Source organism: Mycobacterium canetti CIPT 140010059 (assembly GCF_000253375.1).
Taxonomy (GTDB): Bacteria; Actinomycetota; Actinomycetes; order Mycobacteriales; family Mycobacteriaceae; genus Mycobacterium; species Mycobacterium tuberculosis.
The window spans coordinates 1,371,239-1,386,029 of sequence record NC_015848.1 but is presented as its reverse complement, the minus strand read 5'-3'; the positions used below and the strand labels follow the sequence as shown (position 1 = coordinate 1,386,029).

The window sequence follows — 14,791 nt, the reverse complement described above, 5'->3', positions numbered from 1 at the left end:
ATTCTGAATCTGGGCGCTAAAACGTGCAGGCATCGCGTTGTCCGTGTCCACCCTAGTATCCACGGATCGCGACCACTCGCCATGAACTCGCAGCAACCCCCCGCCATGCGCTGCCACAAGTGGCTCACCGGCTAGCGACGCACCCGCGATTACCGGCCCCGATTCCCGCCATCGCCGTCAGCGAAGCGGTCGCCGAAGCCTGCCGCAGCCCCGTCGGGCGGGCCCTGGGATGAACCTCCAGACGAACCTTTAGATGGACCTTCAGGTGGACAACGCGGGATCTCGGACAGTAATCCGAGCAACGTGCTGGGGATGCGGATCGGGTGGGAATCGCGCAGAGCGGCGCGGGCACGACTTTGGTCGTCCACTTCGGCCGCGCATTGGGCACACAGCGAAAGGTGATGCGCGGCCCGCAAGTGCGCGTTCATCCGCAGCTCGCCGTCGACGAAAGCCGCGATGGCCTCGATTGACAGGTGCTCGGTGGAACGGAACTGCCGCGGCGCGCCGACCGGCGCGTCACTCTGGGAGGCGAACTGCGCCGGGAGCCAGGAAAACGCGCGCCGGAACACATGTCCCACGCTTCCGGGGTCGGCCATCACCACCTCCTTCCGCCACCTAGCGAGCCACCGGTATCTCGAATGTAGCGCGGCGCGGTGCCGGAAAACCATCGCCAGCCGGTAAAACCCCAGGATTCGGGACCGATTGGCAACCATGCGGTAGCCGAACCGACGCGCTCGGCGGCCGTTGAGTAGTTCAGCGAACTGGGTTGACGTGAACTGCGCACTCGCCATGTTCGGGGTGCGCTGCCAGGTAGTCCCGCAGTGCCTGGCGTCCGCGGTGTATCCGGCTACGTACCGTCCCGAGCTTCACGCCCAGTGTGGCGCCGATCTCCTCGTACGACAGACCCTCGATGTCACACAGCACCACCGCGGCACGAAACTCCGGCGGCAGCGAGGCCAAGGCAGCCTGCAGGTCAGGTCCCAGCCGTGCGTCGTGGTAGATCTGCTCGGGGTTGGGCTCATCGGCGGGCACCCGGTCGTAGTCCTCGGGTAACGCCTCCATCCGGATGCGAGCCCGGCGGCGGACCATGTCCAGGAACAAGTTGGTGGTGATGCGGTGTAGCCAGCCTTCGAAGGTGCCCGGCTGGTAATTCTGGACCGACCGGAACACCCTGATAAAGGTCTCCTGGGTCAGGTCTTCGGCATCGTGCTGGTTGCCGGAGAGCCGATAAGCCAGCCGGTACACCCGATCGGCGTGCTGACGGACCAGCTCATCCCAGGACGGCATGGTGGCCTTGTCCCCGGTGGCGTCGAATACGGCGGTGCCCTGCAATTGGTCAGACGGCTCCACCCACTGGTCATCGCGGACCTGTTGGGGATGAGACATGCTGGTCGGACTCAAGGTCGTGATGGTCGTGATATTGAGATCCTCCGAATTTGCACTGCAATAAGTTGGCAAGTCGTCACCGTCGGCAACGCAAAGTTGCGATTCCGTATTCCCAACCCGGGGTCCGCCGAGGAGTTCCATGGGAATTACCGTCGCGTACCGGCGTATGGGCCATATATGAGCAATCTGAGCTTTGGCTTAGAAACCATACCGTTACCTGCGCTGTCCAGGGAATATCGAGTCAAAGTGACCTTCGTCGCGTCCGGCACGCCGGGCGTGTCGGGTACAGCCGCAAGCGTCCAGCTCGGTGCTCGGCCGGCGTTCGAACCAGGCGCGCCTGCCCGACGGCGTCGCCAATTGGACATACGCTGCGGGCATGGACGGCACCCCCGGACACGACGACATGCCTGGCCAGCCGGCCCCCAGCCGAGGCGAATCACTCTGGGCGCACGCCGAGGGGTCAATATCTGAAGACGTGATCCTGGCCGGCGCCCGCGAGCGCGCAACCGACATCGGGGCCGGGGCGGTAACACCGGCGGTGGGTGCGTTGCTGTGCTTGCTGGCCAAGCTCAGCGGAGGCAAGGCGGTGGCCGAAGTGGGTACCGGGGCCGGCGTCAGCGGCCTGTGGCTGTTGTCGGGCATGCGCGACGACGGCGTCTTGACCACCATCGATATCGAGCCCGAGCATCTACGCCTTGCCAGGCAGGCCTTTGCCGAGGCGGGCATCGGGCCGTCGCGTACCAGGCTGATCAGCGGCCGCGCCCAAGAGGTGCTGACCCGGCTCGCCGACGCATCCTACGACCTGGTATTCATCGACGCCGACCCGATCGACCAGCCAGATTACGTCGCCGAGGGGGTGCGGCTGCTGCGATCCGGCGGGGTCATCGTCGTGCACCGGGCGGCGCTGGGCGGTCGGGCCGGTGATCCCGGGGCGCGCGACGCCGAGGTGATCGCGGTTCGCGAGGCGGCCCGGCTTATCGCCGAGGATGAACGGCTCACTCCGGCACTGGTGCCGCTGGGCGACGGCGTGCTGGCAGCCGTGCGGGACTAATTCGGCGAGCAGACGCAAAATCGCCCTGAACCGTGCGTTCCAGGGCGATTTTGCGTCTGCTCGGCAAAGTTCGCGGCCTTCACGGATTCCCAACGGCGCCCTCCCTTGACCGGGGATGAACGTACGTTTAATATCCTGAACATGCGTTCAGCCGATCTGACCGCGCACGCCAGGATCAGAGAGGCGGCCATCGAACAGTTCGGTCGGCACGGATTCGGTGTCGGGCTGCGAGCCATCGCCGAAGCGGCGGGGGTGAGCGCGGCATTGGTCATCCACCATTTCGGTTCCAAGGAAGGTCTGCGCAAGGCCTGCGACGACTTCGTCGCCGAAGAGATCCGCAGCAGCAAGGCTGCGGCACTGAAGTCCAACGACCCGACCACCTGGCTCGCGCAGATGGCCGAGATCGAATCCTACGCACCGCTGATGGCATACCTGGTGCGCAGCATGCAATCCGGCGGCGAGCTGGCGAAGATGCTGTGGCAGAAGATGATCGACAACGCCGAGGAGTACCTGGACGAAGGAGTACGCGCCGGTACGGTCAAGCCCAGCCGCGACCCGCGCGCCCGTGCTCGGTTTCTGGCGATCACGGGAGGCGGAGGCTTCCTGCTTTATCTGCAAATGCACGAAAACCCAACCGATCTCCGTGCAGCGTTACGCGACTACGCGCACGACATGGTGCTGCCTTCCCTGGAGGTCTACACCGAAGGCCTGCTGGCCGACCGCGCCATGTACGAGGCCTTCCTGGCCGAAGCTCAACAAGGAGAAGCACATGTCGGCTGACAACCACCAGGTGCCCATCGAGATTCGCGGACTGACCAAGCACTTCGGGTCGGTGCGGGCGCTCGACGGGCTCGACCTCACGGTGCGCGAGGGCGAAGTGCACGGCTTCCTCGGCCCCAACGGCGCGGGCAAGTCCACGACCCTGCGCATCCTGCTAGGCCTGGTGAAGGCCGACGGCGGAAGCGTGCGGTTGCTGGGCGGTGACCCCTGGACCGACGCCGTCGACCTGCACCGCCACATCGCCTATGTTCCAGGCGATGTCACATTGTGGCCGTCGCTGACCGGTGGTGAGACCATCGACCTGCTGGCCCGCATGCGAGGCGGCATCGACAACGCTCGTCGCGCGGAACTGATCGAGCGCTTCGGCCTGGACCCAACCAAGAAGGCGCGCACCTACTCCAAGGGCAACCGCCAAAAGGTCTCCCTGATCTCGGCATTGTCGTCGCGCGCCACGCTGCTGCTCTTGGATGAGCCGAGCAGCGGCCTGGACCCGTTGATGGAAAACGTGTTTCAGCAGTGCATCGGCGAAGCACGCCAACGCGGTGTGACGGTGCTGTTGTCCAGCCATATTCTGGCCGAGACCGAAGCGCTGTGCGAAAAGGTGACCATCATCCGAGCCGGCAAGACCGTCGAAAGCGGTTCACTAGACGCCTTGCGGCACCTCAGCCGCACCTCGATCAAGGCCGAAATGATCGGTGATCCAGGAGACCTCAGCCGAATCAAGGGAGTCGAGGACATCAGCATCGAGGGCACCACAGTGCGCGCCCAGGTCGACAGCGAAAGCCTGAGAGAACTCATCCAAGTGCTCGGCCACGCCGGTGTGCGCAGCCTGGTCAGTCAGCCGCCCACCCTGGAGGAGCTGTTCCTGCGCCACTACAGCCTGGGCCCCGAGGTCGCAGCCGAGCAACAGGTGGCAACGCCGTGAGCAGTACGGTCATCGATCGCGCGAGACCCGCAGGACACCGTGCACCACACCGCGGTTCGGGCTTCACCGGCACACTGGGGTTGCTGCGCCTGTACCTGCGCCGCGACCGGGTGTCGTTGCCGCTGTGGGTGCTGCTGCTGTCGGTGCCGCTGGCCACCGTGTACATCGCCAGCGTCGAAACGGTTTACCCCGACCGGTCCGCCCGCGCCGCCGCGGCGGCCGCCATTATGGCCAGCCCGGCACAGCGCGCGCTCTACGGGCCGGTCTACAACGACAGCCTGGGTGCGGTCGGAATCTGGAAAGCCGGGATGTTTCACACCCTCATCGCGGTGGCGGTCATCCTCACGGTGATTCGGCACACCCGCGCGGACGAGGAAAGCGGCCGTGCCGAATTGATCGATTCGACCGTGGTCGGGCGCTACGCCAACCTCACCGGCGCGCTGCTGCTGTCGTTCGGTGCGTCGATCGCGACCGGCGCGATCGGTGCATTGGGTCTGCTTGCCACCGATGTGGCTCCGGCCGGGTCGGTAGCGTTTGGCGTGGCGCTGGCGGCCTCCGGGATGGTCTTCACGGCGGTGGCCGCGGTGGCCGCGCAGCTGTCGCCGAGCGCCCGATTCACCCGCGCGGTCGCGTTCGCCGTCCTGGGCACCGCGTTCGCGCTGCGTGCCATCGGTGATGCCGGCTCGGGCACGCTGTCCTGGTGCTCGCCGCTGGGGTGGTCGCTGCAGGTCAGACCCTACGCGGGAGAGCGTTGGTGGGTGCTGCTGCTGTCGCTGGCGACCGCGGCCGTGCTTACCGTGCTGGCCTATCGATTACGCGCCGGCCGTGATGTCGGTGCCGGACTGATCGCCGAACGCCCCGGCGCCGGCACCGCCGGGCCCATGCTGAGCGAGCCCTTCGGGCTGGCATGGCGGCTCAATCGCGGCTCCCTGCTGTTGTGGACCGTCGGCCTGTGCCTGTACGGGCTGGTGATGGGCAGTGTGGTGCACGGCATCGGGGATCAGCTGGGCGATAACACCGCGGTGCGTGACATCGTCACCCGGATGGGCGGCACCGGCGCACTGGAACAGGCCTTCCTTGCGCTGGCCTTCACCATGATCGGCATGGTCGCCGCCGCATTCGCCGTCTCGCTGACCCTACGACTGCACCAAGAGGAAACCGGGCTGCGGGCCGAGACCCTGCTCGCCGGGGCGGTTTCCCGGACCCGTTGGCTGGCAAGCCATCTGGCGATGGCACTGGCCGGATCGGCGGTGGCGACCCTGATCTCCGGCGTGGCGGCCGGACTCGCCTACGGCATGACCGTCGGTGACGTCGGCGGCAAGCTGCCCACCGTGGTCGGCACCGCGGCCGTGCAACTGCCGGCCGTGTGGTTGTTATCGGCGGTGACCGTGGGATTGTTCGGGTTGGCGCCGCGGTTCACGCCGGTGGCGTGGGGCGTGCTGGTCGGGTTCATCGCGCTGTACCTGCTCGGCTCGTTGGCGGGGTTCCCGCAGATGCTGCTCAACCTGGAGCCGTTCGCCCACATCCCGCGGGTCGGCGGCGGCGATTTCACCGCGGTGCCGTTGCTGTGGCTGCTGGCCATAGATGCGGCCCTGATCACCCTGGGCGCCATGGCTTTCCGACGGCGTGACGTCCGCTGCTAGGAGGAGCCATGCACATTGGGCTGAAGATATTCATATGGGGCGTGTTAGGACTCGTCGTTTTCGGCGCGCTCCTATTCGTGCCAGCCGGCACGTTCGACTATTGGCAGGCGTGGGTGTTCCTCGCCGCATTTGTGAGCACCACGATTGGCCCCACAATCTATCTGGCTCGCAACGATCCCGCGGCCCTGCAACGTCGCATGCGCAGCGGTCCGCTCGCGGAGGGCCGAACAATTCAGAAGTTCATCGTCATCGGCGCGTTTCTGGGGTTCTTCGCGATGATGGTGCTGAGCGCGTTCGACCATCGTTATGGTTGGTCGTCAGTGCCAGCCGCGGTGTGCGTGATCGGCGACGTCCTAGTGATGACGGGCCTTGGCATCGCCATGCTGGTGGTCATCCAGAACAGGTATGCCGCCTCGACGGTCAGGGTGGAGGCGGGCCAGATATTGGCCTCCGACGGTCTCTACAAAATTGTCCGACACCCGATGTACGCCGGGAACGTGGTCATGATGACAGGCATACCGCTGGCACTGGGCTCTTACTGGGCGATGTTCATCCTCGTCCCCGGCACACTGGTGTTGGTGTTCCGCATCCTCGACGAGGAAAAACTACTGACGCAAGAACTCAGCGGGTACCGCGAATACCGGCAACTGGTGCGCTACCGGCTGTTGCCCTACGTGTGGTAGCGGTCGAATAGCTTTAGGGTAACGGGCGTGGCCAGAAACCCGTCACCTGCCTTGGACCGGCCGTGGCGACGTCCCGGTGCTCTCCGGTATGCGCTGGAGCGGGTTCGCGGCGTCGCCAAGCCGCCGATCACCGTCACCGATCCGCCGGCCGACGTCGTCATAGAACGCGACGTCGAGGTGCCTACCCGCGACGGAACGCTGCTGCGGATCAACGTCTTTCGTAGCGCCGAAGGTGGGGCTAGGCCGGTGATCGCGAGCATCCATCCCTACGGCAAGGACGCCCTGCCGCGGCGGCGGGGCAACCGGTGGACGTTCTCACCACAATACCGGATGCTGCGCCAGCCGAAGCCGCTGACCTTCTCGGCGCTGACCGGCTGGGAGGCGCCGGACCCGGCGTGGTGGACCGCGCAGGGCTTCGTCGTGGTCAATGCGGATTCGCGCGGCTGCGGCCGCTCCGACGGCACCGGAGACCTGCTGTCACACCAGGAAGCCGAGGACACCTACGACCTGGTGGGATGGCTCGCCGACCAGTCATGGAGTGATGGGCGCGTCGTCATGCTGGGGGTGTCTTATCTGGCCATTAGCCAGTACGCCGTGGCCGCGCTGCAACCGCCGGCGCTGCGGGCGATCTGCCCGTGGGAGGGTTTCACCGACGCCTACCGCGACTTGGCCTTTCCCGGCGGCATCCGGGAGTCAGGGTTCACCCGGCTGTGGTCGCGCGGGGTGCGACGTCGCACACGTCAGACCTACGACATGGAGCAGATGCAAGAGGCTCACCCGCTGCGCGACGATTTCTGGCGCTCGCGAGTACCCGACCTGTCGGCGATCAAGGTTCCGATGCTGGTCTGCGGTAGCTTCTCGGACAACAACTTGCACAGCCGCGGGTCGATCCGCGCTTTTACCCGCAGCGGCTGCGGTCACGCCCGGCTGTATACCCATCGCGGGGGCAAATGGGAGACCTTCTACTCAGCGACCGCGCTGTCCGAGCAGCTGAAGTTCTTGCGAGACGCGCTGGCCGGCTCCTCCGGTTCGCGCAGCGTTCGCCTCGAGGTGCGTGAGGATCGCGACACCATCACCGCGGTGCGTGAAGAGACCCAGTGGCCGCTTGCCGGCACGCGTTGGCGGCCAATGTATCTCGCCGGGCCGGGGCTGCTGGCAACCGAGCCGCCGCCGACGGCGGGCAGCATCAGGTTCCAAACTCGCTCTCGGGCAGCAGCATTCAATTGGACGATCCCCGAAGACATCGAGTTGACCGGCCCGATGGCCGCCCGCCTGTGGGTTCAATTGGATGGCTGCGACGACGCGAACCTGTTCGTCGGAGTGGAGAAGTGGCGCGATGGCCAGTTCGTTGCGTTTGAGGGGTCCTACGGCTGGGGCCGTGACCGGGTGACCACCGGCTGGCAGCGGGTCTCGCTGCGCGAGCTCGACCCCGAGCTCTCGCAGCCATGGGAGCCGGTCCCGGCGTGTGTTCGGCCCCGGCCGGTCACCGCCGGCGAGGTCGTCGCCGTCGATGTCGCGCTTGGCCCGTCGGCGACATTGTTCCGCGCCGGCGAACAGTTACGACTGGTGGTTGGCGGACGCTGGTTGTCCCCCCGCAACCCGCTCACCGGCCAATTCCCGGCCGCCTACCCACGCCCGCCGCGTGGTCGTGTCACGCTGCACTGGGGCCCACGCTACGACGCGCACCTGCTGATAGCGGAGGTCCCTGGGTAGCCCGGGTTGCCGAGCGCTGGCTGACGGCGCGCGTCACACGCGCGGCGTCGGTGACGAGTCCGTCGAAAACACCGCATGCCGTAACGAGCCCACGATAAGGTGTGGCCATGTCGTATCTGGTGGCGCCCCGGACGTGCTGGCATCGGCGGCAACGGATTTGGCGGGCATCGGCTCGGCATTGAGCGCGGCCAATGCCGCCGCGGCAGCCCCAACCACCGCGATGCTGGCCGCCTGTGCCGATGAAGTATCGGCGGTCGTGGCGTCACTGTTCGCCAGACACGCTCAGGCCTATCAGGCGCTTAGCTTGCAGGCGACGGCGTTTCATCAGCAGTTCGTACAAGCCCTGACCGGCGCTGGCGGGGCCTATGCGGCTGCCGAAGCCGTCAACGCTGCTGTGGCGCAGAGCGTGCAGCAAGACGTGCTGAATGTGATCAACGCTCCCACCCAGGCACTGTTCGATCGGTGACGGCGCCAATGGCGGACCGGGCCAAGACGGCGGGCCCGCCGGGTTGATCGGCAACGGCGGCGTGGGAGGTGGCGCGGGGCCGCCGCGGCCGGCGCTCGCGGCGGCGCTGGCGGGCAGCTGTTCGGCCAACCCGGGCCGCCAGGGCCCTAGCCGGCGCGCCCCACCGCGCCGAGCAGACGCAGAATCGCCCAATTTCGTGCCGAAATGGGCGATTCTGTGTCTGCTCGCGCCGCTAACCGGACCTAGATCCAAACACCCTTGCCCACGGCGACCACGCCGCCGGCGCTGATCGCGAAGCGTTCCCGGTCCTTCTCCAGATCCACGCCGACCATCTCACCGGGCCCGACGACGACGTTCTTGTCCAGGATCGCGTGGCGCACCACCGCCCCGCGCCCAACGCGGGTGCCGGGCATGATCACACTGCCCTCAACGATCGCGCCGTCGTCGACCACGACGTTCGACGACAGCACCGAATTACGCACCGAGGCCGCCGAGATAATGCTGCCGGCACCAACCACCGACTCCTGTGCGGAGCCGCCATTGACGAACTTCGCCGGCGCCAGGTTCTCCGACTCCCCGCGGATCGGCCACCGCTTGTTGTACAGGTTGAACACCGGGTGCACCGACACCAGGTCCATATGTGCGTCGTAAAACGCGTCAAGCGTCCCGACGTCGCGCCAATATGCTCGGTCGCGATCGGTGGCACCAGGCACTTCGTTATCGGAGAAGTCATAGACCGCCGCCATACCGTCGGCCACCAACCGCGGAACGATGTCACCACCCATGTCGTGGTCCGAGTGGTCGTCGTCGGCGTCGGCGCGAATCGCGTCGATAAGCACCTTGGTCGTGAAAATGTAGTTGCCCATTGAGACGAACGTGGTGTCGGGGTCGTCGGGGGTTCCGGGCGGCTCCAGCGGCTTCTCAACGAAGCTGCGAATACGGCCGGAGTCATCGGCGTCGATACAACCGAACGCGGTCGCATTTTCACGTGGAACCCGTATGCCGGCCACCGTCGCGCCGGCACCGCTGTCGATGTGGAACCGGACCATCTGTTCGGGATCCATACGGTAGACGTGGTCGGCGCCGAAAACCACTATGTAGTCTGGATCTTCGTCGTAGATCAAGTTCAGCGATTGATAGATCGCATCGGCGGAGCCGGTATACCAGCGCGGGCCGAGGCGCTGCTGTGCCGGCACCGGGGTGATGTACTCACCCGCCAGACCAGACAACCGCCAGTTCTGCGAGATATGGCGGTCCAGTGAATGCGACTTGTATTGGGTGAGAACACAGATCCTCAGATACCGGGCGTTGACGAGGTTTGAGAGTACGAAATCGATCAATCGATAGGCGCCGCCGAAAGGAACCGCGGGCTTGGCCCGGTCCGCGGTCAGCGGATAAAGCCGCTTGCCCTCACCGCCGGCTAAGACTATGCCCAGCACGTGCGGCACTTCTCTCATGGCTCAAACCTATCGGCCCCCGCAAACCACTGCCAAGGGGAATCCGCCCCTGGCTACTGCTCTGACGGGCTGTCCGTCAAGGTGTTTGGCCCCGTTCGACGGGTGCTGTGCCGCCTCCGCCTCCTCCTCGGCCCGCCACGCGTGCCGCCTCCGCCTCCTCCTCGGCCCGCCACGCGGGCCGCCCCGTCACCGCACTACGGTGCGGGGTGTGCGGGTGGCGATGTTGACTCGGGAATACCCACCGGAGGTTTACGGTGGAGCCGGGGTACATGTCACCGAACTGGTTGCCTACCTACGCCGGCTGTGCGCGGTCGACGTGCACTGCATGGGCGCACCCCGCCCGGGCGCATTTGCCTATCGGCCCGACCCGAGGCTAGGCAGCGCCAACGCGGCGCTGTCCACCTTGTCCGCGGACCTGGTGATGGCCAATGCCGCCAGCGCGGCCACCGTCGTGCATTCACACACCTGGTACACCGCTCTGGCGGGGCATCTGGCCGCGATACTCTACGACATCCCGCATGTTTTGACCGCACATTCGCTCGAACCGTTGCGGCCATGGAAGAAGGAGCAACTCGGCGGCGGCTACCAGGTATCGACATGGGTCGAGCAGACCGCGGTGCTGGCCGCCAACGCGGTCATTGCGGTCAGTTCTGCAATGCGCAACGACATGTTGCGGGTCTATCCCAGCCTGGATCCGAACCTGGTGCACGTCATCCGGAACGGGATCGACACCGAGATGTGGTATCCGGCCGGGCCCGCGCGTACCGGGTCGGTGCTGGCCGAGCTCGGGGTCGATCCGAACCGGCCCATGGTGGTGTTCGTCGGGCGAATCACCCGGCAAAAGGGAGTCGTCCACCTGGTAACAGCTGCGCACCGATTCAGATCGGACGTACAGCTAGTGCTCTGCGCGGGTGCTGCGGACACGCCGGAAGTAGCCGACGAAGTGCGCGTCGCGGTGGCCGAACTGGCCCGCAATCGCACTGGCGTGTTTTGGATCCAAGACCGGCTTACCATCGGACAACTACGAGAAATACTTTCGGCAGCAACAGTTTTCGTGTGCCCGTCGGTGTACGAGCCGCTGGGTATCGTAAACCTGGAAGCGATGGCGTGCGCAACCGCCGTGGTGGCCTCCGACGTCGGCGGGATCCCCGAGGTGGTCGCCGACGGGATCACCGGCTCACTGGTGCACTACGACGCCGACGACGCGACCGGTTACCAGGCCAGATTGGCTGAGGCGGTCAATGCCTTGGTCGCCGACCCGGCAACGGCGGAGCGCTACGGGCATGCCGGACGCCAGCGCTGTATCCAAGAGTTCTCCTGGGCATACATCGCCGAGCAGACACTGGACATCTACCGGAAGGTGTGCGCGTAACGCCGACCATTCGCCGTTGGGCTGGTCTTAGCTAGTAACGCCTTTGAGTTCGTCACCCAGTGCGGCGGCTTCGTCGGGTGTCAGCTCGACGACCAGGCGACCGCCACCCTCAAGTGGTACTCGCATCACAATGCCGCGCCCCTCCTTAGTTGCTTCCAAAGGACCGTCGCCGGTCCGGGGCTTCATCGCCGCCATTGAGTGCTCCCTCCAGATTCGGGCTGGCCCGCCTGCGCGAGCCTGGTCGGCGCCGAGCATGCCCCGCCATTGGATTTCCAGCCATACCCGACATTGAACTGCCAAATCACCCCCCTATTGTTCCCTATTCGGGTTCATCAGGTGCACAAGCCCCGGCGCAATGACTTCACCGGGCCGCCATCGGGCAGCCCGGCTGGTCAAAAGGTCGCTCAGTGGGCACCCAGCATGCTTGGATATGGTCGTCGACCATCCCGGTCGCCTGCATCAACGCATAGGCGGTGGTGGGCCCGACGAAACGGAACCCGCGCCGCTTCAACTCACGCGACATAGCCTTCGATTCCGTGCTGACCGAGGGAATTTCGGAACCGTCGACGGGCCGGGGCCGAGGCGGTGGCGCGAACGACCACAGCAGCTCGGATAGGTCTTCGGACGACCCCAGATCGGCAGCTGCGCGCGCGTTGGCGATCGTCGCCTCAATCTTGGCGCGGTTGCGCACGATTCCGTCATCGGCGAGTAGCCGTCGCACATCGGTATCGGTGTAGCGAGCGATCTTGTCGATGTCGAACCCAGAGAATGCGCGCCGGAAATTCTCCCGCTTGCGCAGGATTATCAACCATGACAGGCCACTCTGGAAGGCCTCCAGGCTCATTCGCTCGAACAAAGCCACCCGGCCGTACAGCGGACGCCCCCATTCGTTGTCGTGATAGTCGCGGTACAGCTGGGCATCGGGCCCTGGACGAACCTCCGCCCAGGGGCAGCGAACCAGCCCGTCGCCGCTCACGCGGGGTCAGAACGGTAGTGCACGACGGTCTCGCCGCGCGAAGGGTTTGACGCGTCAGACTCGGCCTCGGCGTCTTCCGACGAGGCGTGGATCGCCCCGAGCTGAGAGCGTAGCGCCTCGAGCTCACGGCCGAGCCGTTCCAGCACCCAGTCCACCTCGCTGGTCTTGTACCCGCGCAGCACCTGCGTGAACTTGACCGCGTCGACGTCGGCGCGGGTGACCCCGAACGCCGGCAGCGTCGTCGCCGTCGTCGCCCGCGGCAGGGGCGGCAACTGCTCGCCACGGCCGAATAGCAAGCTCGCCGCAGCGAACAGCACGATCGCCACCAGGACCAGCACCACCAGGTACACCAACACCAACGCCACGTCACCGATCTTGCCCTAAGGCGCCGACGCGGTGTCGGTCAGCGCGGCCGCATCACCTTCATCGGCGGCCGGTCGACTAGTGATACCGGCCAGGTGTGCCGCGTGTAGTCACTATCGTCCGGGCCGCCGGGCAAGAACTGGGTCAGCCCGACACCGGAATCGGGAATTCCACAGCGCGACAGCAGGGTCGCGATGACCTGGCGGCTCATCGCACCGAGCTCGTCTAGGGGCCGGTTACGGTGCGCCCGAACGCCCAAGTTGACCTGGGCGATTGCGTCCAGGCCCAACCGGTCGAACGTGTCTATCAAGAGGCCGATCTCCACGCCGTAGCCGGGGGCAAATGGCAGCGATGTCAGCAGCTCCCGGCTGGCCGCATACTCACCGCTCAGCGGCTGCAGTACACAACCCAGCTCGGGCCGCAGCGCGGCTAACAGTGGCCGCGCCACCAGCTCGGTGACCCTCCCGCCGCCGGTGGCGCACACCCCACTCGTCACGTCGCTGACCTGCAGCGGCCGTCGGTAAAAGCTCTTGACCAGCTGAATGCCTTCGCCGGTGAGCAGCGGACCGACCAGCCATGGCACAAACAAGGGGTGCGGGTTGATCAGGTCTGAGTCGATGAACACCACGATGTCGCCGCTGGTGGCCGCCAGTGAACGCCACAATGCCTCACCTTTGCCGGGCCGTACCGGCACCTCGGGCAACGCCTGTTCACGGCTGACAACCCGGGCGCCGGAGGCGATGGCCCGGATCTCGGTGTCGTCGGTGGAACCGGAGTCCAGCACGATCAATTCATCGACCAGGCCATCGACCAGCGGAGAGATGCTGTCGATCACCGATTCGATGGTCGCTTCCTCGTTGAGGGCCGGCAGCACCACCGAAATCGTCCGTCCGGCCTTTGCCGCTTCCAACTCCCCGATCGTCCAGCCGGGACGGTGCCAAGTAGTGTCCAAGGGCAGCGCGCCAGGGGCCCTGCCACCGGCGAGATCGCCGGCGACCAGCTCCGATGCTGTCATGCGAGTCCTCTCACCGTGCGCGTCGGCGGCCGGACCCCCTGAATCGATGCCACCATTTCCAGCACCCGCCGGGTGGCGGCGACCTCATGCACCCGAAACATGCGCGCCCCGGCGGCCGCAGCCAACGCGGTGGCTGCCAGCGTTCCCTCAAGCCGTTCGGTCAAATCCACGCCCAGAGTCTCCCCGACAACGTCCTTGTTGCTCAAAGCCATCAGCACGGGCCACCCGGTCATAACAAGATCGGCCACGTGTCGCAATAGCAGCAGCCCATGGAAGGTGTTCTTGCCGAAGTCGTGTGCCGGGTCGATCAACACCTTCTCGCGGGCCACCCCGGCCGCGACGGCCCGCTCGGCGGCGGCTGTGACCTGGCTAATCACAGCATCCACCACACCGCGGGTAGTCGTACCGTAGCTCACCCGGAAGGGTCGCGTGCGTGGCAGCGCGCCGCCGGTGTGCGCACACACCAGGCCCGCGCCGAACTCGGCGGCCACCTCGGGCATGGCCGGGTCGACGCCACCCCAGGTGTCGTTGATCAGGTCCGCACCCGCCGCGCAGGCCGCCTTCGCCACCTGCGCGCGCCAGGTGTCGACACTGATCAGCTGGTCCGGGTAAGCACCGCGGAGCCATTCGATGAACGGCACCAGCCGCGTGATCTCGGTGTCGACGTCGACGCGTTCACCCGGGCCGGCTTTGACACCGCCGACGTCGATGACGTCGGCACCGTCGGCGACGGCCCGGTGGACCGCGTCTCTGGCAGCCGCGTCGCTGAAAGTCGCACCCTTGTCGTAAAACGAATCCGGGGTGCGGTTGACGATCGCCATGATCAGCGCACGATCACCTGCGACTGGACGGCCGCACAGCGTTGAATGGCCGGCTAACGCCGGCGGTGTTGAATGGCCGGCTAACGCCGGCGGTGTTGAACGACCGGCTGAGGCCGGCGGTGTTGAACGCACGCATCCAT

15 protein-coding genes and 1 pseudogene are annotated in these 14,791 nt (G+C 66.1%); 8 read left to right on the top strand and 8 right to left on the bottom strand.

The window, feature by feature from the left end; genetic code table 11:
* Positions 1 to 149: 149 nt before the first annotated feature.
* On the bottom strand, positions 150 to 596 hold the full coding sequence (rseA, locus tag MCAN_RS06505; protein ID WP_014000671.1) for an anti-sigma E factor RseA: 447 nt from the start codon (positions 594 to 596) through the stop codon (positions 150 to 152).
* A gap of 157 nt (positions 597 to 753) precedes the next feature.
* Positions 754 to 1,527: an RNA polymerase sigma factor SigE gene (sigE, locus tag MCAN_RS06500; protein WP_003406257.1), complete on the bottom strand. Its 774-nt coding sequence runs from the start codon at positions 1,525 to 1,527 to the stop codon at positions 754 to 756.
* A gap of 262 nt (positions 1,528 to 1,789) precedes the next feature.
* Between sigE and MCAN_RS06495 the strand changes: the two genes are divergently transcribed.
* From MCAN_RS06495 to MCAN_RS23275, 7 genes and pseudogenes are all read left to right on the top strand, one after another.
* A complete protein-coding gene (locus MCAN_RS06495; RefSeq protein ID WP_003406255.1) occupies positions 1,790 to 2,437 on the top strand; it encodes an SAM-dependent O-methyltransferase in 648 nt (215 codons plus the stop codon).
* Positions 2,438 to 2,578: 141 nt separating this feature from the next.
* Positions 2,579 to 3,217, top strand: a complete 639-nt coding sequence (raaS, locus tag MCAN_RS06490; protein WP_003406254.1) for a transcriptional regulator RaaS — start codon at positions 2,579 to 2,581, stop codon at positions 3,215 to 3,217.
* The gene (locus MCAN_RS06485; RefSeq protein ID WP_014000670.1) at positions 3,207 to 4,142 is read left to right on the top strand and encodes a multidrug efflux ABC transporter ATP-binding protein; all 936 of its coding nucleotides are present in this window, start codon (positions 3,207 to 3,209) and stop codon (positions 4,140 to 4,142) included. The genes raaS and MCAN_RS06485 overlap by 11 nt, the downstream gene beginning before the upstream one ends.
* Positions 4,139 to 5,785: a multidrug efflux ABC transporter permease gene (locus MCAN_RS06480; RefSeq protein WP_014000669.1), complete on the top strand. Its 1,647-nt coding sequence runs from the start codon at positions 4,139 to 4,141 to the stop codon at positions 5,783 to 5,785. Before MCAN_RS06485 ends, MCAN_RS06480 begins: the two co-directional genes overlap by 4 nt.
* Positions 5,786 to 5,793: 8 nt before the next feature.
* Positions 5,794 to 6,468 carry a methyltransferase family protein gene (locus MCAN_RS06475; protein WP_014000668.1) on the top strand — a complete coding sequence of 225 codons (675 nt, stop codon included), beginning with the start codon at positions 5,794 to 5,796 and terminating at the stop codon, positions 6,466 to 6,468.
* A 27-nt stretch (positions 6,469 to 6,495) separates the two neighbouring features.
* A complete protein-coding gene (locus tag MCAN_RS06470; protein WP_014000667.1) occupies positions 6,496 to 8,181 on the top strand; it encodes a CocE/NonD family hydrolase in 1,686 nt (561 codons plus the stop codon).
* Between the two features lie 94 nt (positions 8,182 to 8,275).
* A pseudogene (locus MCAN_RS23275) lies at positions 8,276 to 8,791 on the top strand (PE family protein); the annotation flags it as partial.
* Positions 8,792 to 8,889: 98 nt separating this feature from the next.
* Here MCAN_RS23275 and glgC read toward each other — a convergent pair.
* Complete coding sequence (glgC, locus tag MCAN_RS06460; protein ID WP_003406249.1) at positions 8,890 to 10,104, bottom strand: glucose-1-phosphate adenylyltransferase; 1,215 nt, start codon at positions 10,102 to 10,104, stop codon at positions 8,890 to 8,892.
* A 208-nt stretch (positions 10,105 to 10,312) separates the two neighbouring features.
* Here glgC and glgA point away from each other — a divergent pair, with 208 nt between their 5' ends.
* Entirely contained in the window at positions 10,313 to 11,476 is a 1,164-nt protein-coding gene (gene glgA, locus MCAN_RS06455; protein ID WP_014000666.1) for a glycogen synthase, read from the top strand.
* Positions 11,477 to 11,503: 27 nt separating this feature from the next.
* Here glgA and MCAN_RS06450 read toward each other — a convergent pair whose 3' ends face one another.
* From MCAN_RS06450 to folP, 5 genes are all read right to left on the bottom strand, one after another.
* Positions 11,504 to 11,671 (bottom strand): DUF3117 domain-containing protein, encoded by a 168-nt coding sequence (locus MCAN_RS06450; protein ID WP_003406247.1) that lies wholly within the window; start codon positions 11,669 to 11,671, stop codon positions 11,504 to 11,506.
* Positions 11,672 to 11,837: 166 nt separating this feature from the next.
* Entirely contained in the window at positions 11,838 to 12,452 is a 615-nt protein-coding gene (locus MCAN_RS06445; RefSeq protein ID WP_003406244.1) for a DNA-3-methyladenine glycosylase I, read from the bottom strand.
* Positions 12,449 to 12,817: a DivIVA domain-containing protein gene (locus MCAN_RS06440; protein WP_003406243.1), complete on the bottom strand. Its 369-nt coding sequence runs from the start codon at positions 12,815 to 12,817 to the stop codon at positions 12,449 to 12,451. Before MCAN_RS06440 ends, MCAN_RS06445 begins: the two co-directional genes overlap by 4 nt.
* Positions 12,818 to 12,855: 38 nt before the next feature.
* Complete coding sequence (locus MCAN_RS06435) at positions 12,856 to 13,830, bottom strand: glucosyl-3-phosphoglycerate synthase (protein ID WP_003406242.1); 975 nt, start codon at positions 13,828 to 13,830, stop codon at positions 12,856 to 12,858.
* A complete protein-coding gene (folP, locus tag MCAN_RS06430) occupies positions 13,827 to 14,783 on the bottom strand; it encodes a dihydropteroate synthase (RefSeq protein ID WP_003406241.1) in 957 nt (318 codons plus the stop codon). The genes MCAN_RS06435 and folP overlap by 4 nt, the downstream gene beginning before the upstream one ends.
* Positions 14,784 to 14,791 lie beyond the last annotated feature (8 nt).